The 26195-nt window shown below is 70.6% G+C and carries 26 protein-coding genes; 12 read left to right on the top strand and 14 right to left on the bottom strand.

Annotated elements, in window-relative coordinates; all coding sequences use genetic code 11:
- The first annotated feature begins 33 nt into the window (after positions 1-33).
- From HC028_RS12925 to HC028_RS12910, 4 genes are all read left to right on the top strand, one after another.
- Positions 34-822, top strand: coding sequence for an IS5 family transposase (locus HC028_RS12925; RefSeq protein WP_168076857.1), 789 nt, complete (start codon positions 34-36; stop codon positions 820-822).
- Positions 823-863: 41 nt separating this feature from the next.
- The gene (locus HC028_RS12920; protein ID WP_168076855.1) at positions 864-2243 is read left to right on the top strand and encodes an RNA-guided endonuclease TnpB family protein; all 1380 of its coding nucleotides are present in this window, start codon (positions 864-866) and stop codon (positions 2241-2243) included.
- 388 nt (positions 2244-2631) lie between these two features.
- Positions 2632-3444, top strand: coding sequence for a metal-dependent hydrolase (locus HC028_RS12915; RefSeq protein ID WP_168076853.1), 813 nt, complete (start codon positions 2632-2634; stop codon positions 3442-3444).
- A 29-nt stretch (positions 3445-3473) separates the two neighbouring features.
- Complete coding sequence (locus HC028_RS12910) at positions 3474-4352, top strand: amidohydrolase family protein (protein ID WP_373313888.1); 879 nt, start codon at positions 3474-3476, stop codon at positions 4350-4352.
- Here the strand turns inward: HC028_RS12910 and HC028_RS28460 are convergent.
- Entirely contained in the window at positions 4349-4882 is a 534-nt protein-coding gene (locus tag HC028_RS28460) for a helix-turn-helix transcriptional regulator (RefSeq protein WP_168076852.1), read from the bottom strand. The two genes, HC028_RS12910 and HC028_RS28460, sit on opposite strands and share 4 nt — an antisense overlap.
- 27 nt (positions 4883-4909) lie before the next feature.
- Positions 4910-5047 (bottom strand): hypothetical protein, encoded by a 138-nt coding sequence (locus HC028_RS12900; RefSeq protein ID WP_168076850.1) that lies wholly within the window; start codon positions 5045-5047, stop codon positions 4910-4912.
- Positions 5048-5221: 174 nt separating this feature from the next.
- On the opposite strand from HC028_RS12900, the gene HC028_RS12895 reads away from it, so the two are divergent.
- Genes HC028_RS12895 through HC028_RS12885 form a run of 3 tightly spaced genes read left to right on the top strand, consistent with a single transcriptional unit; the run spans position 5222 to position 7760 of the window.
- Complete coding sequence (locus HC028_RS12895) at positions 5222-6568, top strand: TrkH family potassium uptake protein (protein ID WP_168077006.1); 1347 nt, start codon at positions 5222-5224, stop codon at positions 6566-6568.
- A complete protein-coding gene (locus HC028_RS12890; RefSeq protein ID WP_168076849.1) occupies positions 6561-7223 on the top strand; it encodes a potassium channel family protein in 663 nt (220 codons plus the stop codon). Before HC028_RS12895 ends, HC028_RS12890 begins: the two co-directional genes overlap by 8 nt.
- 27 nt (positions 7224-7250) lie before the next feature.
- Entirely contained in the window at positions 7251-7760 is a 510-nt protein-coding gene (locus HC028_RS12885; RefSeq protein ID WP_203981232.1) for an NUDIX domain-containing protein, read from the top strand.
- Here the strand turns inward: HC028_RS12885 and HC028_RS12880 are convergent.
- From HC028_RS12880 to HC028_RS12860, 5 genes are all read right to left on the bottom strand, one after another.
- Complete coding sequence (locus HC028_RS12880; protein ID WP_168076847.1) at positions 7742-9421, bottom strand: bifunctional 3'-5' exonuclease/DNA polymerase; 1680 nt, start codon at positions 9419-9421, stop codon at positions 7742-7744. The genes HC028_RS12885 and HC028_RS12880 overlap by 19 nt on opposite strands.
- 121 nt (positions 9422-9542) lie before the next feature.
- Positions 9543-10445, bottom strand: coding sequence for a carbohydrate ABC transporter permease (locus HC028_RS12875; protein ID WP_168076845.1), 903 nt, complete (start codon positions 10443-10445; stop codon positions 9543-9545).
- Between the two features lie 12 nt (positions 10446-10457).
- A complete protein-coding gene (locus HC028_RS12870; RefSeq protein WP_168076843.1) occupies positions 10458-11366 on the bottom strand; it encodes a carbohydrate ABC transporter permease in 909 nt (302 codons plus the stop codon).
- Between the two features lie 16 nt (positions 11367-11382).
- Positions 11383-12819, bottom strand: a complete 1437-nt coding sequence (gene ngcE, locus HC028_RS12865) for an N-acetylglucosamine/diacetylchitobiose ABC transporter substrate-binding protein (protein WP_168076841.1) — start codon at positions 12817-12819, stop codon at positions 11383-11385.
- 111 nt (positions 12820-12930) lie between these two features.
- Positions 12931-13821, bottom strand: coding sequence for a MurR/RpiR family transcriptional regulator (locus tag HC028_RS12860; protein WP_168077002.1), 891 nt, complete (start codon positions 13819-13821; stop codon positions 12931-12933).
- A 486-nt stretch (positions 13822-14307) separates the two neighbouring features.
- On the opposite strand from HC028_RS12860, the gene HC028_RS12855 reads away from it, so the two are divergent.
- Positions 14308-15318: a coiled-coil domain-containing protein gene (locus tag HC028_RS12855; RefSeq protein ID WP_168076839.1), complete on the top strand. Its 1011-nt coding sequence runs from the start codon at positions 14308-14310 to the stop codon at positions 15316-15318.
- A 1-nt stretch (position 15319) separates the two neighbouring features.
- Here the strand turns inward: HC028_RS12855 and HC028_RS28135 are convergent, their stop codons facing one another.
- The 4 genes from HC028_RS28135 to HC028_RS12835 form a co-directional block, all read right to left on the bottom strand.
- The gene (locus HC028_RS28135) at positions 15320-16975 is read right to left on the bottom strand and encodes a PucR family transcriptional regulator (protein WP_168076837.1); all 1656 of its coding nucleotides are present in this window, start codon (positions 16973-16975) and stop codon (positions 15320-15322) included.
- A 3-nt stretch (positions 16976-16978) separates the two neighbouring features.
- Positions 16979-17791: a TrmH family RNA methyltransferase gene (locus HC028_RS12845; RefSeq protein ID WP_168076835.1), complete on the bottom strand. Its 813-nt coding sequence runs from the start codon at positions 17789-17791 to the stop codon at positions 16979-16981.
- 62 nt (positions 17792-17853) lie between these two features.
- A complete protein-coding gene (locus tag HC028_RS12840) occupies positions 17854-19032 on the bottom strand; it encodes an SPFH domain-containing protein (RefSeq protein ID WP_373313889.1) in 1179 nt (392 codons plus the stop codon).
- A gap of 19 nt (positions 19033-19051) precedes the next feature.
- Positions 19052-19483: an NfeD family protein gene (locus HC028_RS12835; protein WP_168076831.1), complete on the bottom strand. Its 432-nt coding sequence runs from the start codon at positions 19481-19483 to the stop codon at positions 19052-19054.
- A 55-nt stretch (positions 19484-19538) separates the two neighbouring features.
- Here HC028_RS12835 and HC028_RS12830 point away from each other — a divergent pair, with 55 nt between their 5' ends.
- The gene (locus HC028_RS12830; RefSeq protein ID WP_168076829.1) at positions 19539-20897 is read left to right on the top strand and encodes a serine hydrolase domain-containing protein; all 1359 of its coding nucleotides are present in this window, start codon (positions 19539-19541) and stop codon (positions 20895-20897) included.
- A gap of 8 nt (positions 20898-20905) precedes the next feature.
- On the opposite strand, the gene HC028_RS12825 is transcribed toward HC028_RS12830, so the two are convergent.
- On the bottom strand, positions 20906-21712 hold the full coding sequence (locus HC028_RS12825) for a DUF3097 domain-containing protein (protein ID WP_168076827.1): 807 nt from the start codon (positions 21710-21712) through the stop codon (positions 20906-20908).
- A gap of 113 nt (positions 21713-21825) precedes the next feature.
- On the opposite strand from HC028_RS12825, the gene HC028_RS12820 reads away from it, so the two are divergent.
- On the top strand, positions 21826-22611 hold the full coding sequence (locus HC028_RS12820) for a hypothetical protein (protein ID WP_168076825.1): 786 nt from the start codon (positions 21826-21828) through the stop codon (positions 22609-22611).
- A gap of 4 nt (positions 22612-22615) precedes the next feature.
- On the opposite strand, the gene HC028_RS12815 is transcribed toward HC028_RS12820, so the two are convergent.
- Together HC028_RS12815 and HC028_RS12810 are read right to left on the bottom strand one after the other, a co-directional pair.
- Positions 22616-23401: an HAD-IIA family hydrolase gene (locus HC028_RS12815; protein WP_168076823.1), complete on the bottom strand. Its 786-nt coding sequence runs from the start codon at positions 23399-23401 to the stop codon at positions 22616-22618.
- The gene (locus HC028_RS12810) at positions 23398-24426 is read right to left on the bottom strand and encodes a ferrochelatase (protein WP_168076821.1); all 1029 of its coding nucleotides are present in this window, start codon (positions 24424-24426) and stop codon (positions 23398-23400) included. Before HC028_RS12810 ends, HC028_RS12815 begins: the two co-directional genes overlap by 4 nt.
- Positions 24427-24564: 138 nt before the next feature.
- Here HC028_RS12810 and HC028_RS12805 point away from each other — a divergent pair, with 138 nt between their 5' ends.
- Positions 24565-24918, top strand: coding sequence for an effector-associated constant component EACC1 (locus HC028_RS12805; RefSeq protein WP_168076819.1), 354 nt, complete (start codon positions 24565-24567; stop codon positions 24916-24918).
- 3 nt (positions 24919-24921) lie between these two features.
- Positions 24922-26181 (top strand): YqgE/AlgH family protein, encoded by a 1260-nt coding sequence (locus HC028_RS12800; RefSeq protein WP_168076817.1) that lies wholly within the window; start codon positions 24922-24924, stop codon positions 26179-26181.
- The last annotated feature ends 14 nt before the right edge of the window (positions 26182-26195 follow it).

Here is a 26195-nt window from a genome sequence, read left to right as displayed (position 1 = left end):
CAAGTTCTGCCAGACCTGACCGGCCTGTAGAGCGTGGCGTACCCGAGTGATCTGACCGACGCGCAGTGGGCGGTGCTGGAGCCGTTGCTGTGCCGGGCCTCCAAACGCGGCCCGAAGCACGCCGACCTGCGGGCGGTGGTGAACGGCATCCTGTACTTGACCCGGGCCGGGTGCCCGTGGCGGTATCTGCCGGGCGAGTACGGGCAGTGGACGCGGGTGTGGTCGCAGTTCCGGCGCTGGTCGCGCAACGACACCTGGGCAACTGTCCTCGCTGCGCTGCACGAGCAGGCCAGGGCGGCGATGGGTCGGGAGCGACGGCCTTCGATGCTGGTCATCGACTCCTCCCTCGCGCGGGGCGCGTCGCAGGGCGGGGTGACGTTCCACGACCGTGGCGGCCCGTACGGGGCGACGAACGGTGCCAAGCGGGTGGTCGCGGTCGACGTGACCGGGCTGCCGGTGGGCGCGATCGTGGTTCCGGCGTCGACGACCGAGTCCCGGGCGACGGAACTGCTGCTCGAGCACCTCGCCGAGCTCGGCCTCACCGACCGCCTGGAGCTGGTGCTGGTGGACCGGGGCACGACGGCGAACGCCGCACGGGTGATGAGCGGACGGTTCGGCTTCGAGGTACGCCGGGTGTTCTGGCCGGAGAAGTCCTCCGTCTTCCGACCACTACCTCACGCGTGGCGGGTCGAGGTGGCGCACGGGCGTATCGGCCGCGCCCGGCGGCTGGCGAAGTCGTTCGAGAACACCACCGCGTCGGCGGCCGGGTGGCTGCACGCCGCGTGCGTGAACCTGCTCCTGGCCGCGCTCGCGCCGGCGTAGAACTACTGCGATTGTCGTACCTGGCTGGCACGATACGGCCCATGCCGAGCGCGACCGGGGACGACGACACGCCACTGGTGTCGCACACCGGTGCGCCACTCACCCGCCCGGTGACGTTCGTGTTCACCCTCGACCCGACGGCCGAGCAGGACCAGCTGTGCTTCCAGTACGCGGGAGCCTTCCGGCTCGTGTTCAACCACCACATCGCGCGGGTGTTCGCCAACCTTGACCAGCGCGCCGCGGAGAAGAGCTACGGCATCACGGACGCCGAGCTGACGCCAGCACTGTCCTGGTCGAAGGTGTCGTTCATCAACCACATGAACGCGTGGAAGAACGGCTACGCCCCCGACTCCCCGGTCACTGAAATCGCCGACGGCACTGTCGTGCGCGGCCTGCCGTGGCGTGGTGCGGTGTCGGCGGACGTGTTCGAGACCGCGAGCGTGAACGCCGCCCAGGCGCTGAAGAACTGGCGTGACTCTTTCCGTGGCGAACGCAAGGGGAAGAAGGTCGGCCGGCCGCGGTTCAAGGCCAAGCACCGCACCACGCCGGCGTTCCGACTGCGGTGCAAGTACACCGAGGGCAAGACCCCACCCGTCCGGCCGGCCGGGCCCCGCGCGATGAGGTTGCCGAAACTGGGTGAGATCCGGGTCGCCGAGCACACCGGCAAGCTGTCCCGGATGCTCGAGACCGGCCGGTTCCATGCCTATGCGGCCGCGTTCACCTACCGCAACGGACGGTGGCAGGTGGCCGTCACCGGGATGGCCACCCAGCACCACCACCTGCGCCGCTCCGCCCGCCACCGCCACGACCGCCCGGCCGGGGTCGACCTGGGCGTGAAGGCGCTCGCGGTGGTGGCCGACTCCGACGGTCTCGTGCTGCACGAGTGGACGGGGGTGAAACCGTTGCAGCGCGCCCAGGCACGCCTGAAGCTGGCCAACCAGGCTCTTGCGAGAACCAAGCAAGGGTCGAACGGACGGAGGAAGGCAGTACGAAGCCTGGGCAAGATTCACGCCCGCATCCGGCAGCTGCGCCGCCAGCTCCTCCACGACATCACCACCACGCTGGTCACGCGCTGCTCGACCCTGGTCATCGAGGACCTGAACGTCACCGGCATGGTCCGTAACCGGTCACTCGCCCGGCACATCTCGGATGCCGCGCTCGGCGAGCTGCGTCGGCAGCTGGAGTACAAAACCGCCTGGTACGGTGCCCGCCTCGTGGTCGCCGACCGGTGGTACCCGTCCAGCAAGACGTGCTCGCGCTGCGGGCACGTCGACGACGGGCTCACCCTCGCCGACCGCACCTACCGATGCGCCGCATGCGGGCTTGAGCTCGACCGCGACGTGAACGCCGCCATCAACCTCGCCACGCTCGCACTCGAGCGGGCACCCGATGCGCCACCGCCACAGCCTGTGGCCGTCTGACACCACGCACGGTATCTGCACCCGGATGAGCCGGGGAAGAGCCGGTCGCCACCCTGCATCACTGGGGCCCTGGACCGGAACCCAAACCAGCAACGACTGGCACGGGAAGGGAACCAACCACCCGCCCCGCCGGGCCGGTGAAGGGAACCCGGTGTGCCCCTGAAATGGGACACACTCAGTAAGCGAGCCGACGTTGGCCGGCTGGCTCGACCGCGAGTCCGCCGCGCACCTGACGGCCGCGATCGACCCGCTGACGCGGGAAACGCGTCAGCGACGCGTGGCATTGGATAGCAGAATTCGGTGCGACACACCCATAGCCCCATACTCGCCTTGATCGAATCGCTCCTGGGATACTTCGCCCACGTTTCCCAGTGGAGGTTGATCAACGATGATGGGCCCTTCGCACGCCCTCTCGGGCGCTGCCGGGTGGCTGGTCGGATCGCTCGCGCTCCAGCAGTTCGCGGGCATTCATCAGACCCCGGTGCAGCTCGCCGTCGGCACGGCCATGTGCGCCGGCGGGGCGCTGCTGCCCGACATGGACATGTCGGGCCGGGTCCTGACCAACCGGGGCGGTGCGACGGTCGCGCACACCTTCGGGGTGGTGTCGTTGTTTCTGGCCGAGTGCATGGAGAAGCTGTCTCTCGGCATCTACAACCTGACCAAGGGCCGCCGCGACCCGCATCGCGACAACGGCCACCGCACGTTCACCCATACCCTGCCGTTCAACGTCGGCGTCGGGTTCGGCGTCTTCGAACTGTGCCTGCACTTCGGAAAGCCTGCCGTCCTCGGCATCCTGTTCTTCACGTTCGCCATGGCGCTGCGGGGCCTGTTCGAGAAGTGGGCGGCCCGGGCCGGCTGGCTCATCGTCACGCTCGCCGCCGCCGCCGGCACGCTCGGCGCGTACGCGGTCCTGCCCGCCGGCCGGGGGTACCCGATCCTCGGCATCGCCCTCGGCATCGGCGGCCTGATCCATATCCTTGGCGACATGCTCACCAGCCACGGCTGTCCGGTCCTCTGGCCGATCCCGACCGGACGGAAGCGCAGGTGGCGCTGCTACGGGCTGCCCGACGAGGTCTCGGTCAAGGTCGGCGGCAAGGTCGAGGTGTACGTGCTGCGCACCGCGTTCTGGCTGGTGTCGATCGCCACTGCGGCGTGGATGCTCTACCAACCGGTGCTCCAACGGTTCAACATCAAAGTGTGACGATCGAGGGTTCGATGATCGACGACTCCATGTCCGACGACTCCGGCGTTCCCGCCTTCTGGCGGGCGCTCGACCTGCCGGGCCTGGCCGACGTGCATACCCACTTCCTGCCGGAGCGGATGCTGCGCCGGGTCTGGGCGCACTTCGACGAGGGCGGTCCGCTGATCGGCCGGGAGTGGCCGATCCGGTACAGGTGGAGCGAGGCCGAGCGCATCCAGCACCTGGCCACGCTCGGCGTACGGATGTTCTCCGCGCTCGCCTACGCGCATCGACCGGGCATGGCCGCCGATCTCAACGAGTGGACCCTGGGCTTCGCCGCCGCGACCCCCGGATGCCTGCCCAGCGCGACGTTCTTCCCCGAGCCGGGCGTCGACGAGTACGTGCGCAGCGCGCTGGACCGGGGCGCGCGGGTGTTCAAGGTGCACCTGCAGGTGGGTGGCTACGATCCCCGCGACGAGTCACTCGACCCGGTGTGGGGGCTGCTGGCCGAGACCGGCACGCCAATTGTGGTGCACGCGGGTTCGGGTCCGGTCGCGTACGGCTTCACCGGACCGCAGCCGATCGGCGCCGTGCTCGCCCGCCACCCCCGGCTGTGCGCGCTGATCGCCCACATGGGCGCGCCCGAGTACGAGGGTTTCCTCGCCCTGGCCGAGCGGTACGAGCGAGTCGGGCTGGACACCACCATGGCGTTCACCGACTTCTTCGAGACGATGGCACCCTTCCCCCGAACGCTGTTCGGGCGACTCAAGGACCTGGGACTGGCCGGCAAAGTACTGCTGGGCAGTGACTTTCCGAACATTCCGTACCCGTACGCACACCAGCTGGCGGCGCTGGCGCGCCTGGAGCTGGGCGACGACTGGCTACGGGCGGTGTGCTGGCACAACGCGGCCCGACTGTTCAACCTCTAACGCGTCTGCTCCCGCGACAGCCACCCGGCGACCTGGGTGCGCGAGGACAGCCCTAGCTTGGCCAGGATGTTGGAGACGTGCACGGCGGCCGTCTTCTTGGAAATGTACAGCCGGCGCGCAAGCTCGGCATTGGTCAGCCCCTCGGCGATGAGGGCAGCGACCTCGCGCTCGCGTGGGGTCAGAACGGGGCCGGTGCCCTCCGCCGCGACCGAGACCGGCAAGCCGACCCGACCACGCAGGGCGTCGACCTCGGCGACGCGCCAGCCGCTCCAGCGCGCCAGCAGGCCGTCCGCCGCGACCACGTGGTCGCGGGCCTGGTCGACGCGTCCCAGGTGGATCAGGCATCGAGCCGCGCCGGTGCGGGCGGTCGCGCGGATAGCCGGGCGGGGTTCCCGCAGCGTGGTCGCCGCCTCGTACCCGGCGAACGCCGCTGAATGCCGCCCACCGGCCTCGTCGAGCTGGGCGAAGACGAGAGCCTGCAGTCGCCGGGAGGTGCGACGCCGCCGCGCCGCGTCTGGCGCGAACCGCACGGTGCGGCGTGCCGCGCGAGACGCCCGTCACCCGCACCCCCGGCGGTGACGACCGGTCCGGCTCCGGCCGAACCGGCGCCGCTCGGCGGCTTCCGCGATCAGTTCCTGGTGCCGCTGGTTGACGAGGATCCGCAGGGTTTCCGGGTGGTACAACATCGTGGTCACATCCGTCCGCTCGAAGCTGACTCCAGCTTCGTTTGGTAAGGGCCTTTCCACGTCGGCAGCAGTTACCTATCTCCCGGCCGACAGGGGTACCTAGTCGGCTCGGGACGGCCCTAGGTACCCCTACGCCCGACCGCTGCCGAGAACGGCCGACCACGGTTCGCAAGAATGATCGCTATGCGTCGGACCCTGCGCCACCCGGCCCGGATCGTGCCCATCGCGTTCCTGCTCGCCATCGGAGTCGGTACCGGGCTGCTGATGCTGCCCGCCGCCCGGGCCGGCGTCCACCCGCCAGGCGCCGACCAGCCGTCACCGCTCACGGCACTGTTCACGGCCGCGTCGGCGGTCTGCGTCACCGGCCTGACCGTGGTCGACACCGCGACCTACTGGTCGACGTTCGGCCATGTCGTGATCATGGCGCTGATGCAGGTCGGCGGGTACGGGATCATGACCCTCGCGACGCTGCTCGGACTGCTGGTGTCCCGGCGACTCGGGCTGCGGACCCGCCTCATCGCGCAGGCCGAGACCCGCATCACCGACCTCAGCCAGCTCCGGCGGCTGCTGGTCCGGGTCGCCGTGCTCATGCTCGCCTTCGAGGTGGTCATCGCGGTGGTACTGGCGCTGCGCCTGCGCATCGGGTACCGGCAGGACCCGGGGACCGCGCTCTGGCACGGAGCCTTCCACGCGGTGTCGGCGTTCAACAACGGCGGCTTCTCGCTGTACCCGGACAACCTGCTGCGATTCGCCACCGATCCGTGGATCTGCCTGCCTATCGCCATTGCCGTGGCCACCGGATCGCTGGGCTTTCCGGTGCTGTTCGAGCTTGCCCGTGAGTTCCGCACGCCCGCCCGCTGGTCGGTGCACACCCGGATCACCGTGTACGGCTCGTTGGTGCTGCTGGCGGCCGGCGCGCTGGCCGTCCTGCTCTTCGAGTGGACCAATCCGGCCACGCTGGGTCGGTTCGACGTCCCCGGCAAGATCCTCAACGCCGTGTTCCAGGGGGTGATGCCGCGCTCCGGAGGCTTCAACACCGTGGACTACGGGCGGATGAACCCGGAAACGCTCGCTGTCACCGACGCCCTGATGTTCATCGGCGCGGGCAGCGCCGGCACCGGCGGCGGCATCAAGGTGACGACGTTCTTCCTGCTGGCGTTCGTCCTGCTGGCGGAGGTCAGGGGCGATCCCGACGTCGTGGTGGGCCGCCGGCGGATCCCGGTGGCGGCGCAGCGGCAGGCGCTGACCATCGCCCTGTTCGGGGTGCTCCTGGTCTTCGCCGGCACCCTCGCGGTGCAGGCGTTCACCCCACACCCGCCGGACCGGGTGCTGTTCGAGGTCCTCTCGGCGTTCGGGACGGTCGGGCTCTCCACCGGCATCACCGCCTCACTGCCGCCGCCGGCCCAGTTGCTGCTGGTCATCCTCATGTTCCTGGGCCGGGTCGGTACGATCACGGTGGCAACCGGGCTCGCGCTCCGGGAGCGCAAGGTGCTCTACCGACACCCCGAGGAGCGACCGATCGTTGGCTGACATCCGTGACAACGACGTTGTCGTCATCGGCCTGGGACGGTTCGGCCGCCAGGTGGCCCTGTCCCTGATCGAGTTGGGCCATGACGTGCTGGCGATCGACGAGAATCCGGAGATCGTCCAGCGGATGGCCGACCGGCTCACCCACGTCGTGCAGGCCGACTCCGCCGACGAGGAAACCCTCCGGCAACTCGGCGTCGGCGAGTTCCGGCGCGCGGTGGTGGGGATCGGCACCGACATCGAGGCCAGCGTGCTGACCGTACTGGCCCTCTCCGAGCTGGGCGTTCCGGAGATCTGGGCCAAGGCGATCAGCGCCAAGCACGGCCGGATCCTCGACCGGGTCGGTGCGGACCACGTCGTCTACCCGGAGGCGGCGATGGGCGAGCGCGTCGCGCACCTCGTCACCGGCAAGATGATCGACTTCATCGAGTTCGACGACGAGTACGCCATCGCCAAGACCCGGGCACCGAGCGAGACGCACGGGCGCACCCTGGGCCAGGCCGCGCTGCGATCCAAGTACGGCGTGACCGTCGTCGGGGTGAAGCGACCGGGGACCGATTTCATCCACGCCACGCCCGACACCAGGATCGAGCGCGGCGACCTCCTGATCATCTCCGGCCCCACCCGGAACGTCGAACGGTTCGCCGCGCTCCCCTGAGAGCTGTACCCAGTAGGGTCGAAAATCATGAAGCACTCGCACTGCTCGTACTGTGGCAGCCCGTTCACCGCCGAGGCGTCCTGGCCCCGGTCCTGCGCCGACTGCGGCGAAACCACCTGGCTCAATCCGCTGCCGGTCGCGGTGGCGCTGTTGCCCGTCGACGACGTGGGCCAGCGCGGCCTCGTCGTCGTCCGCCGGGACATCGAGCCCGCCCGCGGCCACCTGGCACTGCCGGGTGGCTACATCGAGGTGGGCGAGACGTGGCAGGAAGCGACAGTACGTGAGCTGCGCGAGGAGACCGGCCTGATCGCGATGCCCGACGAGGTGAGCCTGTTCGCCGTACATAGCGTCGCGACCGGCACGGTCAACATCTTCGGGCTGCTCCCCGCGCGCCGCGCCGACGATCTACCTCCGTCGGCGCCGACCGAGGAAGCCACCGAGTGGCTCGTACTCACGCAACCGCAGCGGCTGGCGTTCTCCACGCACACGCAGGCCATGGCGGACTACTTCGCGTCCGCCTACTTCGCGTCGGCATAACACTCCACGGTCGCCACGCCGAGCGGGAACCGTACCGCGGTGTCGCCGAACAGCAGTCGGCGCGCGTCGTCCGCGGCGGCCTCCACCGTGGCGACCATCGCCTCGGCCATCTCCTTGGGGCAGTGCACCACGACCTCGTCGTGTTGGAAGAACACCAGCTGGGCCGGGGTGTCGGCGAGCGCGGTGCGCAGCCTGGCCAGGAGCGCGAGCGCCCACTCCGCCGCGGTGGCCTGGATGACGAAGTTCCGGGTGAACCGGCCTCGTGCCCGCGCGCCGGCGTCGGTGCGCGGCCCGTCGCCATCTTCGGCGGAGACCGGCTCGAAGGCCTCATCCCGGATAGCCACCGACCCCGGCGGACATGTCCGGCCGAGCCAGGAGCGCACCAACCCGCCCGCCCGCCCGGTACGCGCGGCCTGCTCCACGTACTCCCACGCCCTCGGGTAGAACCGGCGCAGCGCGGCGAGGGCCGGCGCCGCCTGGCCCCCGGTCTGCCCGTACATCGCGCCGAGCAGGGCCACCTTGGCCCGCGCGCGGTCGCCGGCGAACGCGTCGGCGGCGAGGGCCGCGTACAGGTCACCGCCGCGGGCCGCCTCGGCGAGCCGCCGGTCACCGGAGACCGCGGCGAGGATGCGCGGCTCCAACTGTCCCGCGTCGGCGACCACGAACGTCCAGCCGGGGTCGGCGACCACCGCCCGGCGGACCACCTTCGGGATCTGCAGCGCCCCGCCGCCACGGGTGGCCCACCGCCCCGACACGACGCCGCCCGGCACGTACTCCGCCCGGAACCGCCCGCCGCGTACCCACTGCTCCAGCCAGGACCAGCCGTGCGCGACCCAGATGCGATAAAGCTCCTTGTACTCCAGCAGGAGCGGCACCGCCGGATGTTCGACCCGTTGGAGCACCCAGGCCCGCGTGCTGGGCAGCTGGATACCGGCGCGGGCGAACGCGCGCAGCACCTCGGCCGGCGAGTCCGGGTGGATGCGCTGGCCGAACGCCTCGTCGATGGCCTGGGTCAACTCGGCTAACCGGCGCGGCGGCCCGCCCACCGGGGACGGCTCCCCCAGCATCTCGGTCAGCAGCCGGTCGTGCACGTCGGGCCGCCAGGGCAGCCCGTACCGGCTCATCTCGGCCGCGACGAGCCCGCCGGCGGACTCCGCGGCGACGAGCAGGCGCATCCGCCGCGGGTCGGCGGTCGCCGCGATCCGGTCGCGCTGCGCCTGGTACACCCGGACCAGGACCTCGAGGGGATCGGCGCCGAGGTCGGGTGGGGGTGGGCCGGTGTCGAACAGCGCCTCCTGCGCCTCGCCCGGCGGCGTGGCCGCGCGGGCCGGCGGATCGGGCGGCACCGGCCCGCCGGTCAGCCGGGCCCAGGCCGCGGGTAGCGCGCGGGGTGCCCCCCAACGGCCCTCGTAGCCGAGCAGCAGCGCCTCGACCAACTCCAGGTCGTGGCAGCGCTCGACCCGCACGCCGGCCTCCAGCAGCCGCGGGTAGATCGCTGCGGTCGCCGGCCACAGCCACCGGGGTGTACTGGCGGCTTCCCGCGCCCTGACGGCGGCGGTGAGGTCGGCGACCTCGATGACCGGGCCGAGCGGCTCACCATCGTCGGACAGCTCGCGCAGGCGGCCGCCGCCACTCACGTCGGGATGGACGGCGACCAGCATGGCCCGATTACATCGCACCGCTCCGACAATTCCGGCACCCGGCGCCCGTCCCGCGACCGTGATCACGGAGACTGTTCCGCCCCCGGGCCCGGAACAGTCTCCGTGATCATGAGAAGCCGCGTTACTTGACGGCCCCCGCGGTCAGGCCGGCCTGGATCTGCCGCTGGAAGAACGCGTACACGATGATCATCGGAAGGATCGACATGCTCAGCGCGGCGAACAACCCCGACCAGTCCGCCTCGTAGCCGGCGTTGACCGAGATCTGGGCGATGCCCTGGGTCAGCACGTACTTGTCCGCGCTGGTCATCAGCACCACCGGCAGCAGGTACTGCGCCCACTGCCCGATGATGTTGAAGATCGTCACGCTCACCATTCCCGATCTGGCCATCGGCAACATCACCTGGAAGAACAGCCGGGTGTGCGAGCAGCCGTCGATCACGGCCGCCTCCGCCACCGAACCCGGCAGCGTCTTGAAGAAGGCCGAGAGGAAGAAGACCGTGAACGGCAGCGAGTACGCGATGTAGACGAGCACCAGCCCCGTGTACGTGTTGAGCAGGCCGAAGTTCTGCACGACCTTGAACAGCGGGACGAGCGCGAGGAAGGGCGGGAACGCGAGCCCCGACACGAACAGGAAGTAGACGAACCGGTTGCCGATGAAGGTGTACCGGGCGAGGACATAGGCCGCCATCGAGCCGAGCAGCATCGTGCCGAACGTGCTGAGCCCCACGACGATGACGCTGTTGAAGAAGTACCGTCCCACGTGCGCCTTGGTCCACGCCCGCGACCAGTTCTCCAGCCGGAGTTCAGCCGGCAACGTCCAGGGGCTGCTGAAGATCTCGGCGGTGTTCTTGAACGAGGCCAGGAACGTCCACAGGATCGGCCCGATCACGACGAGAGCCCACAGGATCAGCGCGACCTGGCCGAGCCGGGAGAGGATCCGCGCCTCCGACCGGGTGGAGGGCTTCCCGCGGTCGGGCGTCGAGTGGCGGGACGGGCTCGTGGCCCGCTGAGTTTCGATAGTCATGAGCGATCCCACCTAAAACTCGATCGACTCGCGCCGGGTCACCCGCAGCGTGAGCGCCGCGAACGTGAGCGTGAAGAAGAACAGCGCCACCCCCATCGCCGATGCGTAGCCGTACCGGGAGAAGGCGAACGCGTTGCGGTAGATCTCGACCGACAGCACGGTGGTCGTGCCGTCCGGACCACCGTTGTCCACCGACAGGACGTTGACGATCGCGAACGCGTCGAACGCCGCGATCCCCAGGTAGACCCACGCCACCTGCAGGGTGTCCCACAGCAGCGGCAGCGTGACCCGGAAGAACAGCGTCACGCCGCCGGCGCCGTCCAGCGCCGCCGCTTCGTAGATGTCCTTCGGGATCGAGGCCATCCCCGCGGAGAACAGGACGACGTAGAACCCCACGCACTGCCACACCAGGGCCGCGATGATCGCCCACAGTGCGAGCTTGGGATTGATGAGGAACCCGACGGGCTCCAGGCCCAGCTTCATCAGGAAGCCGTTGATGAGGCCGGACGAGTTCGGCCGGTACACCGTCTGGAACAGCACCGCGACGATCGGTACCGCCAGGAGCTGGGGGAAGAAGAACACCACCCGGTAGAACTTCGACCCCCACACCCCCGACATCGTGCCGCTGCGCGATCCCCCACCCACGTTGATGAGGAACGCGAAGAGCAGCGCGAGCGCGATCGTCACCAGCGGCAGGACGAGCAGAAGGATCCCGTTGTGCTGCACCGCCTTCCAGAACGTGCCGTCGTCGGCCAACCTCCGGTAGTTGTCGAAGCCGATCCACTTCGGTGGGGCGAAGCCGCGCCAGCTGGTCATCGAGATGTAGAACGCCTGGGCGAACGGCGAGATCACGAAGGTCAGGTACAGCGCGACGGGTACGGCCAGAAAGCCGAACACGAATGGGTACTTGCGGTGCTGCATGACGGGTCCGCTCCGGTCAGCGCGTGAACTTGGTGATCGACTTGTCGTTCTTCACCGCGTCGGCCTTCTTCTGCATCCGCTCGCAGAACTGGTCGGGCGTCTCCCGGCCGAACATCAGCGCGTTGGTCGCGGTACGGCACTCCTGCTCGATGTCCTTGTAGTCGCCGTCGAAGAAGAAGTCGACGACCTCCTTACCGGCCGCCTTCAGCGCGTTCGTCGAACTGGTCACGCCGGGCGGGAAGGTGACGCCCTCCGCGCCACCGACCACGACCGTGTTCGACCCGACCAGCTCGCCGAAGCCCTTCGCGCCGGCACGCGACAGCATCTGGCGCAGGTACTCCAGCCCGCCCGCCTTGTTCTTGGCCTTCGCCGGCACGAGGTATCCCTCGGCGGCCGTCGCCCGTACCGCCTTCGTCGACAGCTTGCCCTTCACCGGGATCGGCAGCAGTTGGTACGTGAAGTCCGCCGGGGCGTCCTTCTTCTGCTCGTTCTCCAGCCAGTCACCGCTCGGGTAGTAGGCCAGCTTGTACTGGTTCTGCTGCAGCTGAACGTCCGTGTGCTTGAGCCCCTCGTACGCCTTGTCCAGGTACTTCGCGCCGACCTCCGCCCACGCGGTGGCCGCCTGCTTGACGGCGTCCTGCTTCCACGCGCCGTCCTCGAGGTTGTCGATGTTCTTGAGAACCTCCTGGCCGCCGAGCTTCGCCGCGTGCGTGAGAATGACCGTGTACTGGTAGTACGCGGCGTTGGCGCCCGCGTACCCGTACGGGGTGATGCCGGCCTTCTTGATGTCGTCGAGCTGCTTGAGGAAGGCGTCCCAGTCGGCCGGCTGGGTCCAGCCCCGGCCGGAGAAGAGCTTGCCCGAGTACCACAGGCCGAAGACGGTGGACACGTAGTACAGCACGTACGGCTTGCGGTTGAACGAGCCCCGCTCGACGGTGCCCGGCACGACGGTGTCGCGGACCTTCTTGCCGGGGTCGTCGACCGACGGGGCGTCCCACAGGTCGGTCAGGTCAGCGAGCTGCTTGTCCGCGACCATGGCGCCGAAGTCCAACAGCTTGCTGCCGGAGTTGTTGATCATGTCCGGCACGTTGGTGCCGCTGGCCAGCCGCGGCTGGACCACGGTGCTGATCTCGGTGACCGCCTCGTGCTTGATGGCGGCCTTCGGAAAGGCCTTCTTGTACAGCGGCTCGTGCACGTCGGTGGCGTACTTGTCGGTGTACCCACCAGGGAAGATCACGACGTCGAGCGCGGCGTCCTCCTTGACACCGAACGGGTTCTTGTCGCTCTTGGTGCCGCCCCCGCCGTCGGTCTCGCTGTCGCCACCGCTGGTCGCGCAGGCGCTCAGCAAGCTAGTACCGGGGACGACGACTAAGCCGACGGCGGCCGCGCCGCGTAGGAGCGAGCGGCGGGCGACGGTGGGGACGGACGATGCTGGCTCGGGATCAATGGACATCTTCGGCTCCTCTGTTGACGGTCGGGCGGTGCTGATCTGGGCTGACAGGTTTTGCGAGGCGTTGCCCGAACGGGGTTCGGGGACCCGTCCGGACCGGATGTGCATGCGCACCTAATCCGCCTCCTTCGCGGCCCGATGGCCCGCCACCGCGCGCGCGGTGACCTGGAAGGACGCGTGCGCCCGCTCGTGGGTTCGCTGCGCCACCGCGATGTAGAGCAGGTCGAGCACGACCAGTTGCGGATGGCGGGCCGACAGCGCGTCGGGGCGGAACGTCGTCGCCTGCGTGGCGGTCAGCAGCACGATGTCCGCGACGTCCGCCAGCGGCGAGCGGGGGAAACTGGTCAGTGCGACCGTGGTGGCGCCCTTGCTGCCGGCCTCGGCGATCATCTCGATCGTCTCGCGGGTCTGGCCGCTGTGCGAGATGCCGAGCGCGACGTCACCCGGGTTCAGCAGCGCGGAGCTGGCAAGTCCGTTGTGGACATCGGTCCACGCCCACGCCGCGACGCCGATCCGGTGCAGGCAGAACTGCATCTCGGCGCCGACGAGCGCGCTGCCGCTGGCGCCGTAGATGTCCACCCGTGAGGCGCCGGCGATCGCATCGGCGGCCCGCTCGATCTCCCCCAGGTCGAGCAGGGCCGCCGTGTCGTGCATCGCACGGGTATCAGCCGCCATGATCTGGCCCAGCACTCGGTCGAGGGGGTCGGTGGGCTGGATCTCGCGTCCAATGTCGACGGTCCAGCCACCGGTTCGCGCGGCCCGGCCGGTCTCCCCGGCGATTCCCAGCCGCAGATCGGCGTAGCCCTCGAAGCCGAGGGCCCGGCAGAACCGGGTCACGGTCGCCGGTGAGGTACCGCTTCGCTCGGCAAGCTCGACGATCGTGCAGCGGGCGGCGTTCGCCGGGTCGGTCAGTACGAGTTCGGCGACGCGCTGGAGCGCACCGGTGAACTCGGGCAGCCGGGAGCGCACCCGGGCGAGAACCCCATCGGCGGGAAGCACCGGCATGGCGATCGGCTCTGCGGCGGCCGACTCAGCGGCAGCCGACTCAGCGCCGGCCGACCCAGCGCCGGCCGCGGGGGAAACCGCGTCATACCCAGCCATGCCCCCGCCTTCCGCAAGGAGTGTTAACTGTTAGTGGTAAAAGTTCTTACTGAGGCCCCTCCGCTGTCAAGGCTTTGGTCGAAGTTTTCAAACCGTTACCTACATCGATCAGTTGAGCTGCCTCCGACAGGCGACACGGCGGCCCGGATCGTGACCGCATGCGACCTTGCGCAAGCGGATGGCAATAACCGCAACGCTTGCCGCAACAAGAAGCAGAGTGACCGAACGGCCAGTCCGACCGGATCATCACCGTCGCCGCGCATGTCCGGTAGGCTCCACCGCGGTCAATGGCCGCGAGCCGCGCCACCGCATGTCGAGGGCCCGTGCTGTCGGCAACGTCGAGCGGTACCCTACGGATCGGCCGAAATGGGGTACGTACTGGTGAATTGCATGGCATTCGTCCGACGACGCCTGTCCACGACCGTCGCGCTGCTGGCTTCCGTGTTGATCGTTCTGGGCGCCGCGACTGTGCCGGCCGCCGCCGCACCCGCCGACCCGGACGGCATCGGCAACCAGTCCCTCCGCGAGAAACTCGACGCCGCGGCCAGCGCGTACAACGACGCGAAGGGCCGACTGGACGCCTCCCGCGCGCGGCAGGGCGACCTACAGCAGCGCCTCGGCGCCGCCGAGCTTCGCCTCAAGGAGCTCGACGCGGAGGTCGGCCCGATCGCCGCCGCGGCCTACCGCGGAAGCCGCCTCAACGTGTCGATGGTGTTGCTGGACGCCGGCCCCTCCGGTGTGATGTTGCACGACGCCGCCACGGTCAACTACCTGACGCAGCGCGATGACCGGGAGATCCGCACCCTCGCCAAGGCGAAGAAGGAGTACGCCGAGCAGAAGGCGGCCCTCGACAACGAGATCAAACTGCAGGAGCAGCAGCTCGCCGAGATGGACAAACGCAAGCGGGACGCGGAGCAGGCGCTGGGCAATCCGGGTCGCGGATCGTCGCTGGGCGCCGGGCTCGCGGCAACCGCCAACCCGGCGCCCCGCAACTCCGACGGAAGCTGGCCGAGAGAGTCGTGCTCGGTCAAGGATCCGACGACGTCGGGCTGCCTGACCCCGCGCACCCTGCACGCGCTGCAGCAGGCGCAGAGCGCCGGCTTCGACCACTTCACCGCGTGCTACCGCGCCGGCGGTGGCGGCGAGCACCCGAGGGGCCGGGCGTGTGACTTCGCGGCCAACGCCAGCGGCTTCCAGAACGCGCGGGCCAGCGGGGCCGACAAGGCCTACGGTGATCGGCTCGCCGGCTGGCTCATCGCCAACAGCGATCGGCTCGGGGTGCTCTACGTGATCTGGTACAAGCAGGTCTGGTTCCCGGGCCTGGGCTGGAAGGCGTACACGTCGGGCGACGGCACCCCGGCCGGTGACCACTACAACCACGTACACCTCTCGGTGCACTGACTCAGGCGTCGCGTACCGCGTCCAGCGCGAGCAGCGCCACATGTAGTGACAGGCACACGTCCACGGCGTCCAGGTCGGCACCGACGATGCGGGAGATGCGCGCCAGCCGCTCGTAGAACGCCGGCCGCGACAGGTGGGTCGCCTCGGCCGCCGCCGACTTGTTGCGCCCGCACTCCAGATAGGCCCGCAGCGTGCCGAGCAGGTGCTCGCGTGGGTGCTGCGCATCGTAGGTCAGCAGCCCGCCCAGCTCCCGCTCCACGAACGTCTGCAGCCGGGGCTCGTCGCGCAACAGGTGCAGCAGGCCGGCCAGGCCGACGTCGGGCAGCCGGTACACCATGCCGGCCCCGGCGCCCGACATCCGCCGGTCCCGGCGGGCGGCGTGCGCGACCTGGCGGGCCTCCAGGAGCGAACGACGCGCCTCCCGCGGCGAGTCCACGCCGGAGCCCGCCGCGACCACGACCTCGGCGCGGGCCAGGGACCGTACCGCCGCCGCGAACCGGAACAGCGCCATCTCCGCCTCATCGGCGCTCTTCAACGCCAGCAGGGCGCCGACCGCGTGGTCGTCCAGTACGCTCGCCAGCCCGGACAGGCGCGCCTCGCGCACCGCCTGGCCGACCGCTTCGGCCAGGTCCCGCAGTCGCGCCTGGGCCGAGGTCGGCGCCTCCGGCGGGTCGGCCCGATGGCGTACGACCACACCGACCAGGTGGCGACGCTCCAGCGGTACGCCCAACGCCCGCGCCCGCAGCGCGACCTCATCGACGGGCCCGGTGTGGTCGAGCAGCGCGGTCAACAGCGTCCGGTGGATCTGACGGGCGAGGTCCTCGGCGTCGCGGCGGATCAGCCGGCCCAGCGCGAGGGCCGACGCGGCACGCTCCAACAGGATCGACAGGCGCGTCGGCGGCGCGCCGTTGGCGCCACGTGAGCCGCCTGGTCCCGGCCCCTCCCAGCGCAGCAGCAGCCGACCCCAGTCCTGTCCGCGCGCGCCGACGACGGTCACCAGCCAACCGGAGTCCGGGTCGTACCCGGTGCGCCCGGCGGGGCGGATGCGTCGCGAGTACGACTCCCAGCCGTCGAGCAGCAGCTCGGCCCGCTCCCCCGCGGCGTCGTACGCGAGGACCTGTCGCGCGAGGTTCTCCAGGACGACGGGGGCGCCGGCGAGCACCGCCGCCTGCGCGACCACCTCCGCGGGTTCGGCGCCCTCGACCGACAGTTCGGTGAACCGCTGGTGGATCTCCTCAGTGGCGCGCAGCTCCGCGAGCTGGGCGTCGATGATGAGCCCGTGCACGGCTTCGGTGACCGGCACGAACGGGGTGGCCCGGTGCAGCTCGATCAGGGGCAGCCCGTGGCGCTGCGCCGCCGCGACCATCGCCCTGGGTACCGAGGTCGCGTACCTGCGACCCAGTTCGAGCACCAGGCCGCAGGCGCCGACCTCGGCGAGGTCGCTGACGAACCGGCGCAGCCCGTCGTCGTCGGCGGGCAGGCCGATGCCGGTGCTGAGCACGAGTTCCCCGCCGCGCAGCAGGTGGGCGATATCGGGTACCTCGGCGCTGTGCACCCACCGCACGGTCCGGTCGAGCCCGGCTTCGCCCGCGACCACGCGCGGCGCACCTAACCGGACCGGATCGAGGGCGAGCACTTCACGGACGGTCGGGAACACGGCTCAAGTCTCCCGGCACAGTTCCCAGAAGGCCACGGCCGCCGCGGCCGCGACGTTGAGCGAGTCCACCCCGGCGTGCATCGGGATCACCACCGCCTGGTCGCTCGCTGCGATGGCCTCGCGCGTCAGCCCGGCGCCCTCGGCGCCCAGCAGCAGGGCCGGCCGCTCCCGCTCTTTCGCGGTCAGGCGCTGGATGGGCAGCGCGTCCGGCGCGGGGGTCATGGCCAGCAGCGTGAAGCCGGCGCGCCGCACCTGCTCGAGGCCGGCGGGCCACGGGTCCAGCGTGGCGTACGGCACGGCGAAGACCTCCCCCATGCTCACCCTTACGCTGCGCCGGTAGAGCGGGTCGGCGCAGGTGGGCGACAGCAGCACCGCGTCCATGCCCAGGGCGGCCGCCCCCCTGAAGATCGCCCCGATGTTGGTGTGGTTGTTGACGTCTTCGAGGATGGCGATCCGCCGGGCGCCGGCGAGGACGTCGCCCGGGTCGAGCAACGGCTTGCGGTGGAACGACGCGAGCACGCCACGGTGGACGTGGAATCCGGTGACGGCATCCATGACAGCCTGGCTCGCCGCGTACACGGGGGCGTCGTCGCCGAGGTCCTTGACCTGCCGGAGCCGCTTTTCGTCGACGAGCACCGACCGCATCCGGTAGCCCGCCCGCAGCGCCCGGCGCAGCACCAGTTCACCCTCGGCGATGAAAAGCCCGCTCGGCGGCTCCCACCGGGTACGCAGCTCGAGATCGGTCAGCGCGCGGTAGTCGGCGATCCGCTCATCATCGGGGTCGGTGACAGCTACTGGGTCAGGCACGCCGCCCATTGTGACGCTAGCGCTGATCAAGGACGAACGGCGGGGACACCGTTCGTCCTTGATCTAGCTGCTCACTCCGGCTGTCGAACCGGCTGTGCCTCGTCCCCGAGCAGCGAGCTGGCGGGGTTGCGGGGCGCGGCGGAGAGCTGCTGAGGCGCAGCCGACGAGCCCGGGGTGGTGACCGGACCGGCGCTCTCCGGGTCGGTCACGCTTCCGGGGCCGCTGCCCGGACCGCCGACCGCGACACTGGCCTCCCTGGCGGCGTCGGCAGCCGACGTGGCGGCCGCCCGGGCCTCCTCGGCCGCTGCCTCGGCGGCCTGCGCCATCTCCTGGTCGACCGCGGCCTTGGCCTCCGGCCGCTCAACGCCCGGGGCCACGCCCAGCCCGCTCAGGCCGCCCAGCGCGCCGCCGATGCCTTCGAGTGCCCGCGTCAGCTCCGCCGGCACGATCCAGACCTTGTTGGCCTGTCCGGCCGCGATCTGCGGCAGGGCCTGCATGTACTGGTACGCCAGAACCTGCGGGTTGGGGTCCGCGGTGTGGATGGCATCGAAGACCGTCTGGATCGCCTTCGCCTGGCCCTCAGCCGTCAGGATCCGCGACACCCGGTCGCCCTCGGCGCGCAGCACCGCCGCCTGCTTCTCACCCTCGGCGGTCAGGATCTGGGCCTGCTTGTGCCCCTCGGCCTGCAGGATCACCGCGCGCCGGTCCCGCTCGGCCCGCATCTGCTTCTCCATCGAGTCGCGGATGCTCGGCGGCGGCTCGATCGCCTTGATCTCCACCCGGGTCACCTTGATGCCCCAGCGCCCGGTCGTCTCGTCCAGAACTCCCGACAGGTGCCGGTTGATCTCGTCCCGACTGGTCAGGGCCTTCTCCAGATCCATAGAGCCGATGACGTTCCGCAGCGTCGTCACCGTCAACTGCTCGATCGCCTGCAGGAAGTTGGCGATCTCGTAGGTCGCCCGTACCGGGTCGACGACCTTGAAGTACAGCACCGTGTCGATCGACACGACCAGGTTGTCGGAGGTGATGACGGGCTGCGGTGGGAAGCTGACCACCTGTTCGCGCATGTCCACCTTGGTGCGCACCGCGTCGATGAACGGCACCAGCAGATTGAGACCGGGCGTGAGCGTGCGGTGGTACTTGCCCAACCGCTCCACCACGTCCATACGCTGCTGCGGCACCACCCGCACCGACCGGAACAACACCGTAATCACGATCAACGCCAGCGCCACCGCCAGCGCGATCAGAATCGCTTCGCCCACTGGTATCTCAGCCCCTCCACACCATCGCCGTCGCACCCTTGACCTCGATCACCTGCACCCGCTCGCCGGGCTCGTACACCTCGGTCCCGTCGAAGGACCGGGCCTGCCACAGCTCGCCGTCGATCTTCACCAGACCGCGGTCGGCGTCCACCCGCTCGAGCACGACGCCGGCCGACCCTTCGATGGCGGCCAGGCCGATCCGGACCGCCCCGCCGTCGCCCCGATCGAGCCGCCGCTTGAGCGCCGGCCGCGCCACGACCAGAGCGAGCGCCGACACCAGCGCGAAGACCAGAGCCTGCGCCCACAGCGCATCGACCAACGCGGCCGTCACCGCCGCCGCGAGTGCCCCGCCGGCCAGCATGAGCAGCACGAACGTACCGGTGAAGAGCTCGGCCACCGCGAGTCCCACCGCCGCTACTATCCACAAAAGCACCGCCACGCCTCGATCGTGACACGTACGCGCACGCCTCCGCGACGGCCATAAGATCGCCGCCATGCCGCTGCTGCCCGACACCGCCCGCCGGATCGACGACGCCGTCGCGGCGGCGCAGTCACACGGTCGAGTACCCGCCCTGGTCGCCGCGGTCGTACGCGACGGGGAGCCGGTCCACTTCACCGGCGCCGGGGAGTTCACCGGCGCCGGGCAGGGCTCCCGACCCGGGCCCGACACGCAGTTCCGGATCGGCTCGATCACCAAGACGATGACGGCCGCGCTGGTCCTCGCGCTCCGCGACGAAGGCCGGCTGGTGCTCGACGACCCGCTGCGCCGACACCTCCCGGGCACCCCCGTCGGCGACGTCACCGTGCGACAACTCCTCGGTCACGTCTCCGGGCTGCAGAGCGAGCCCGACGGCGACTGGTGGGAGCGGTCGGCCGGCGTCGACCTGGACCGCTTCCTGGGCGCGCTCACCCCGGAGAAGATCGCGTACCCGCCGCACCGGACCCACCACTACTCCAACCTGGGGTACGGGCTGCTCGGTGCCGCACTGACCCGGCTCACCGGGCAGCCGTGGTGGGACCTCGTCGCCACGCGCCTGCTCGTCCCGCTCGGCATGGCGCGGACCACGTACCACCCGACCGAGCCGTTCGCCCGCGGGTACGTGGTGCACCCGTGGCACGACACGCTGCGGGAGGAGCCGCGCCACGACGCCGGGGCGATGGCGCCCGCCGGCCAGCTGTGGTCCACGACCGACGACCTGCTGCGCTGGGCGACGTTCCTGGCGCAGCCCGAACCGTCCGTTCTTACGCCCGCCACCCTGGCCGAGATGTGCGTGCCCGTGGTGATCAGCGATCTCGACTCCTGGACCGCCGGGCACGGGCTCGGGCTGCAACTGTGGCGGCGCGGCGAACGGGTGTACGTGGGCCACACCGGCTCGATGCCCGGGTACCTGGCGGTCCTCGCCGTGCACCGGCCCTCGCGTACCGGGGTGGTCGCCTTCGCCAACGCGTACACGCTGCACGGCGGGCACATCGGTGAGCTGGGGCTAGACCTGCTCACCGCAGTACTCGACGCGGAGCCGGCCCGCCCGGCGCCGTGGCGGCCAGGGACCGAGCCAGGGACCGCGCCGGGCGCCGAACCGCCCGCCGACGTGCTGCCGCTGACCGGGCGGTGGTGGTGGATGGGCAGGGAGTTCCAGGCCTCCTGGGACGCGGCGACCGGCGAGTTGGTGCTGACGTCCGTACCCGAGCACGGTCAGGCGTGGCGATTCACCCGCGAGGGGCCGGACCGGTGGCGCTGCCACGCGGGGTCCAACGAGGGCGAAGTGCTGTTGGTACGCCGGGAGGCCGACGCCGTGGCGGCACTCGACATCGCAACGTTCGTGTTCACCCGTGACGCCTGGCCGGCGAGGTAGGGCCGGGCCTACTCGCCCGGGGCCGTCACGAAGTCGATCAGCCGCTCCATCGCGCCGATCAGTGGCGTCTCCACGTCGCGGAAGCTCGACACCGAGGCGAGGATGCGCCGCCACAGGTCGACCGGTTCGGCCACGCCCAGCGCCGCGCAGACGCCTTCCTTCCACGGCTGGCCACGCGGGATCTGCGGCCAGGCCCGGATACCGAGCCGCTCCGGCTTCACGGCCTGCCAGATGTCGATGTACGGATGGCCGGTCACCAGGACATAGGGTGAGGTGACCGAGGCGACGATCCTGCTCTCCTTGGAGCCGGCCACCAGGTGGTCGACGAGCACCCCGAGCCGGCGCTCCGGGCCGGACCCGAACGCGCGGACCGCCTGCGGCAGTTCGTCGATACCGTCGAGCGGCTCCACTACCACGCCCTCGATGCGCAGGTCGTCACCCCAGATGCGCTCCACCAGGGCGGCGTCGTGGATGCCCTCGACCCAGATGCGGCTGGCCCGCGCGACCCGCGCGTCGACCTTGTCCAGCGCGATCGACCCGGACGCGGTACGGCGCGGCTTCGCCGGAGCGGCCGCTGCCGCCGGCTTGCGCAGGGTCACGACCTCGCCGTCGAGCAGGAACGCCGCCGGCTCCAGCGGGAAGTTGCGACGCCGGCCGTGCCGGTCCTCCAACACGACCGCGCCGAACTCGAACCCGACGACAGCGCCGCAGAACCCGGAGTCCGCGTCCTCGACGACGAGATCGGGTTCCGCGTCGATCTCGGGCACCACCTTGCGTCGCCGCCAGTTGCCCGCGAGCACGTCTTCGCCGTACACGAGCGGGGAGCCTATCGGGGTCGATGCGGCTTATCACGGCGACGCGCCCATGCGACGACACGTACGCCGGCAGGCACGAGACAGTCGCCCATGCAGCACGTACAGTTGCGGGCATGTTCCCCGCAGCGCACGAGGCGACCATGACCGTGCGCCGGTCGACCCGGTTCGTCGCCTGGGTACGCGCTTGGCGCGCCGGCCTGGTGCCGTACGACGACGTCGCCGACCAGATCGCGGCCGACGAGGAGCACCTGGTCGCGGACGCCCCCGGCACCTGGACCGACATCCCGCTCGGCGAGGGGCTCACGCACCTCTCCAAGTGCCACCCGGACCAGATCCGGCTGGCGCTGCCCGCGCCGGGTGACCCCCGTGGCCTGCCCGGCCCCGGCCCGTTCACGGGCGCGGCCCTGGTCGCTGGCGAGGGTGTCGTAACACCGGGGCTCGGACTGGTTCCCGAGGTGCGCACGCACACCTCCGGCTCCGGGGTGACCTTCGAGACGGTGCTGTGGCGCTGCTACCCGCTGCCCGAGTCCACGGGGCGGCCGGTCGACGAACCGACCGCCGCGGAGGCCGAGGCTGAGCTGTCCCAGACCCTCGCCGAGTCGACCCGGGCCCTCGCCCGGCTCGACATCGCGCAGTGGCGGCCGGAACTGGCCAGCGCCCTCGCAGCGCTCCGCAGCCCGGACAATGCCGCGGATCTTCCGCCGGGCTACGACCCCCGGGCCCGCCGGCTCTACGCCCGGGCCAGCGTCCTCGATCAGGTGCTGGCCCTGGCTGACCAGTCCGCTCCCGGCGGCGCGGTCAACGGGTACGAGGCGCAGCAGCGCGATGCCGCGCTTCGCCCGCTGCTGGCCTCCTGCCGTCGGGCGCTGGTCGCCGCCTGCAACGCCCCGATGATCTAGCCGACTACACCTCGTCGATCAACTCCGCGATCGACGGGATCACCCGCGACGGGCGGTACGGGTACCGGTCGATGTCCGCGCGGGTACTGATGCCGGTGAGCACCAGGATCGTCTCCAGCCCGGCCTCCAGGCCGCACAGCACGTCGGTGTCCATCCGGTCGCCGATCATGGCGGTCGTCTCCGAGTGCGCGTTGATGGTGTTGAGGGCCGAGCGCATCATCATCGGGTTCGGCTTGCCGATGAAGTACGGGTCCACCCCGGTCGCCTTCGAGATCAGCGCCGCCACCGCGCCACACGCCGGCAGGGCGCCTTCGGCGGACGGCCCGGTCGCGTCGGGGTTGGTCGCGATGAACCGGGCGCCGTTGTTGATCAGCCGGATCGCCGTGGTGATCGCCTCGAAGCTGTAGGTGCGGGTCTCCCCCAGCACGACGTAGTCGGGCTCCTGGTTGCTCAGGACGTACCCGATGTCGTGCAGCGCCGTGGTCAGCCCGGCTTCGCCGATGACGTACGCGGTGCCGCCGGGCCGCTGGTCGTCGAGGAACTGGGCGGTCGCCAGCGCGGACGTCCAGATCGAGGTCTCCGGCACGTCGATGCCCATCCGCGCCAGCCGGGCGTGCAGGTCACGCGCGGTGTACATGGAGTTGTTGGTCAACACCAGGAACGGCCGGCCCGACTCACGGAGCTTCCCGATGAACTCCGGCGCGCCGGGTATCGGGTGTCCTTCGTGGATGAGCACGCCGTCCATGTCGGTCAGCCAGGACTCGACCGGCTTACGTGGTCTGACGGTCATGAACCGGCCCTCCGAGGTGCGGGGCAGCAGTCGCGCGGGCACACGTCCCAGGTCGGCACGCAGCCGAGCGCCGCCCGCGGTGCCGCCGGGTCGATCCGCTCCCGGACCAGGTCGCACACCATGCTGACGAACCGCGGGTCGGTGTCCGGCGTCGCGGCCCGGGCGAAGTTCAGGCCCAGTTTCCGCGCCGTCTCGGCCGCCTCGTTGTCGAGGTCCCAGATGACTTCGAGGTGGTCGGAGATGAAGCCGACGGGCGAGACCACGACGTTGCGGACCCCGTCGGCAGCGAGCGCCTCCAGGTGGTCGTTGACGTCCGGCTCCAGCCAGGGCACCTGCGGCGGGCCGGAACGGCTCTGCCACACGAGGTCCCACGCCAGTTCCAGCGCGGCGAGGCCGCCGACCAGGCGCGCGGTCTCCCGTACCTGAGTGGAGTACCGCCGACCGTCCGGTCCGCTGGTCGCGTCCATCGAGGTCGGGATCGAGTGCGCGGTGAAGACGAGACGGGTGCGCTCCGGCGTCCGGTCCGGCAGCGTGTCCAGCGCCGCTTTCACGGCGTCGGCGTGCGGCAGTACGAAACCGGGGTGGTCGTGGAAGTGCCGAAGCTTGTCGATGTGCGGCGCGTCGGGCCCCACCTCGGCCCGGGCGCGCGCGATGTCCTCGAGGTACTGCCCGCACGCCGAGTACGACCCGTACGCACTGGTCACGAACGCGATGGCCCGGCGGACCCCGTCATCGCGCATTTGTGCAACGGTTTTGCTGAGGTACGGCTCCCAGTTGCGGTTGCCCCAGTACAGAGGAAGGTCGATGCCCGCCCGGGGCAGTTCCTCGGCGAGCGCCGCGAGTAGTTCGCGGTTCTGGGCGTTGATGGGCGAGACACCTCCGAAATGCCGGTAATGCTCGGCCACTTCGGCCAGCCGCTCTGCCGGGATTCCCCGCCCCCGCGTCACATTCTCCAGAAACGGGATGACATCGTCCGGCCCCTCCGGACCGCCGAACGAAACCAGCAGAAACGCGTCGTACTCCATTCCGCTATCTTGCTCGCCGCCCTCAGCGCCCCGTCGACCACCCCTCACGCTGCTCTTACACAGTGACATTGCGTGGCTACCTTAGGTATGGTCGATGGCTTCCAACCAGACGCATGGGTCGATGCGAGGTGACGGGGCGTGCAATTACGCGTGCGCGTGGCGGACGGCTCGATCGACGAGGCCCGCTCGCTGTTCACCTGGCTGCAGGATGAGCCGCGGGTGCGTACGCACGGCGAGCCGACGATGTCCGACGGCGACGGCAGCGCAGATCCAGGGCACGCCGATCACATGGGACCCGGCCTCGACGTACTCGGCCTCGTCATCGGCTCCGGCCTGACGACCGCGCAGCTTGTGCTGTCCATCATCATGTGGCGCGCCTCGCACGGGCGGCCGGTACGGGTGATCATCGAGCGCGACGGCCGGGAGGTGCCGGTCGACACCGACGACGCCGCTGAGGCCGAGGCGATCGCGGCGAAAGTCGAAACGGGTTGACGGTTGGCGCAGCTCTCCGATCCGCTTCGCTCCCAGGTCGCCCTCGTCGGAGTTGGCGCGTACACCCGGCTGCCGCCGTTGCCCGCGGTCGCCAACAATCTCACCGGAATCTGCGACGTCCTGACCGACGACCGGCTCTGGGGCCTGCCTGCGGACAACTGCCGCATCGTGGCCGACCCGAAAACGCCGCAGGAGGTCGACGGACCGCTGCGCCGGGCGGCTCGCTCGGCCGGCGTCGGCGGCCTGCTGCTGGTGTACTTCGCCGGTCACGGCCTGGTCGACGCGCGCACCGGCGAACTGCACCTGGCCGTCCGCGAGACCGACCGGGAAGCCGCGTACGCCACCGCCGTGCCATACGAGTGGATCCGCCGCTCCGTCCTGGCGAGCCCGGCGAGCCGGCGGGTCGTGATCCTCGACTGCTGTTACGCCGGGCGGGCGATCAGCGGCATGGGCGACGACCTGACCGCGGTCGCCGACGAGGTCGAGATCGACCGGACCTGCATCCTGGTCGCCACCTCCCCCAACCGGGTCGCCCTCGCACCACCGGACGAGAAGTACACCGCGTTCACCGGCGCGCTGGTGGGGGTGTTGCGCGAAGGGGTACCCGACGGCCCCGACCCGCTCGACGTGGCGACCGTGTACGACGAGGTCCTGCTGGACATGCGGCGAAAGGCCCGGCCGTTGCCGGAGTTGCGCTGCCGTAACGGCGGCGAGCGGGTACCGCTGGTGCGCAACCTCGCCCGCCCGGCACGGCGACCCGCGCCGGCCCCGCCGGCCGTCCAGCCCGGTCCACTTTCACATGCTGGAAGTGTGCTGGTCGCCGGCCCGGCGGTGAGCGACGATGAGCTGCGCGGCGCCACGGTGGCAGTGCTCGCGCACAGCCCCGCCACCGGCGCCATGGGAGTACGACTGGACCGCCCGACCACACGCTCGGCACAGGAAGTCTTCGAGCACCCCACGCCGGCGGCGCTCGCGTTCGCGCCGGTGTTCGACGGCGGTCCGGTGCGCGATGTCGTCATACTGCTGGCCGCCCCGCACGCGAACGCGCGTCGCCCCGCGGGCTTCCGGCCGGTACACGGGGGGCTGGGCACCGTCGCGGTGCCCGTCGACGGGGCCACGGCGTCCACGCTGTCGGCGGCGTGCCTGTTCGTCGGGTACCTCGGCTGGCGGCCGGGCCAACTCGAGGCCGAGTTGGCCGCCGGTGAGCTGGTGGTCTCGGGCACCCAGCTGGACACATGGTTCTGGCAGCAGCAGGGCCGGTAGGACTGAGGAGAAGT

It is taken from the genome of Planosporangium flavigriseum, assembly GCF_011947225.1.
Lineage (GTDB): Bacteria > Actinomycetota > Actinomycetes > Mycobacteriales > Micromonosporaceae > Planosporangium > Planosporangium flavigriseum.
Note: the sequence above shows the minus strand (reverse complement) of the source record. Positions and strands in the feature narration are given on the sequence as shown.

Coding starts and splice junctions, on each gene's coding strand:
- HC028_RS12830 (WP_168076829.1), top strand. CDS start 19,539: ATGCCGCTGCTGCCCGACACCGCCCGCCGGATCGACGACGCCGTCGCG.
- HC028_RS12920 (WP_168076855.1), top strand. CDS start 864: ATGCCGAGCGCGACCGGGGACGACGACACGCCACTGGTGTCGCACACC.
- HC028_RS12880 (WP_168076847.1), bottom strand. CDS start 9,421: ATGCTGGTCGCCGTCCATCCCGACGTGAGTGGCGGCGGCCGCCTGCGC.
- HC028_RS12885 (WP_203981232.1), top strand. CDS start 7,251: ATGAAGCACTCGCACTGCTCGTACTGTGGCAGCCCGTTCACCGCCGAG.
- HC028_RS12870 (WP_168076843.1), bottom strand. CDS start 11,366: ATGCAGCACCGCAAGTACCCATTCGTGTTCGGCTTTCTGGCCGTACCC.
- HC028_RS12810 (WP_168076821.1), bottom strand. CDS start 24,426: ATGGAGTACGACGCGTTTCTGCTGGTTTCGTTCGGCGGTCCGGAGGGG.
- HC028_RS12895 (WP_168077006.1), top strand. CDS start 5,222: ATGCGTCGGACCCTGCGCCACCCGGCCCGGATCGTGCCCATCGCGTTC.
- HC028_RS12820 (WP_168076825.1), top strand. CDS start 21,826: ATGTTCCCCGCAGCGCACGAGGCGACCATGACCGTGCGCCGGTCGACC.
- HC028_RS12855 (WP_168076839.1), top strand. CDS start 14,308: ATGGCATTCGTCCGACGACGCCTGTCCACGACCGTCGCGCTGCTGGCT.
- ngcE (WP_168076841.1), bottom strand. CDS start 12,819: ATGTCCATTGATCCCGAGCCAGCATCGTCCGTCCCCACCGTCGCCCGC.
- HC028_RS12915 (WP_168076853.1), top strand. CDS start 2,632: ATGATGGGCCCTTCGCACGCCCTCTCGGGCGCTGCCGGGTGGCTGGTC.
- HC028_RS12910 (WP_373313888.1), top strand. CDS start 3,474: ATGTCCGACGACTCCGGCGTTCCCGCCTTCTGGCGGGCGCTCGACCTG.
- HC028_RS12860 (WP_168077002.1), bottom strand. CDS start 13,821: ATGCCGGTGCTTCCCGCCGATGGGGTTCTCGCCCGGGTGCGCTCCCGG.
- HC028_RS12815 (WP_168076823.1), bottom strand. CDS start 23,401: ATGACCGTCAGACCACGTAAGCCGGTCGAGTCCTGGCTGACCGACATG.
- HC028_RS12875 (WP_168076845.1), bottom strand. CDS start 10,445: ATGACTATCGAAACTCAGCGGGCCACGAGCCCGTCCCGCCACTCGACG.
- HC028_RS12845 (WP_168076835.1), bottom strand. CDS start 17,791: ATGGGCGGCGTGCCTGACCCAGTAGCTGTCACCGACCCCGATGATGAG.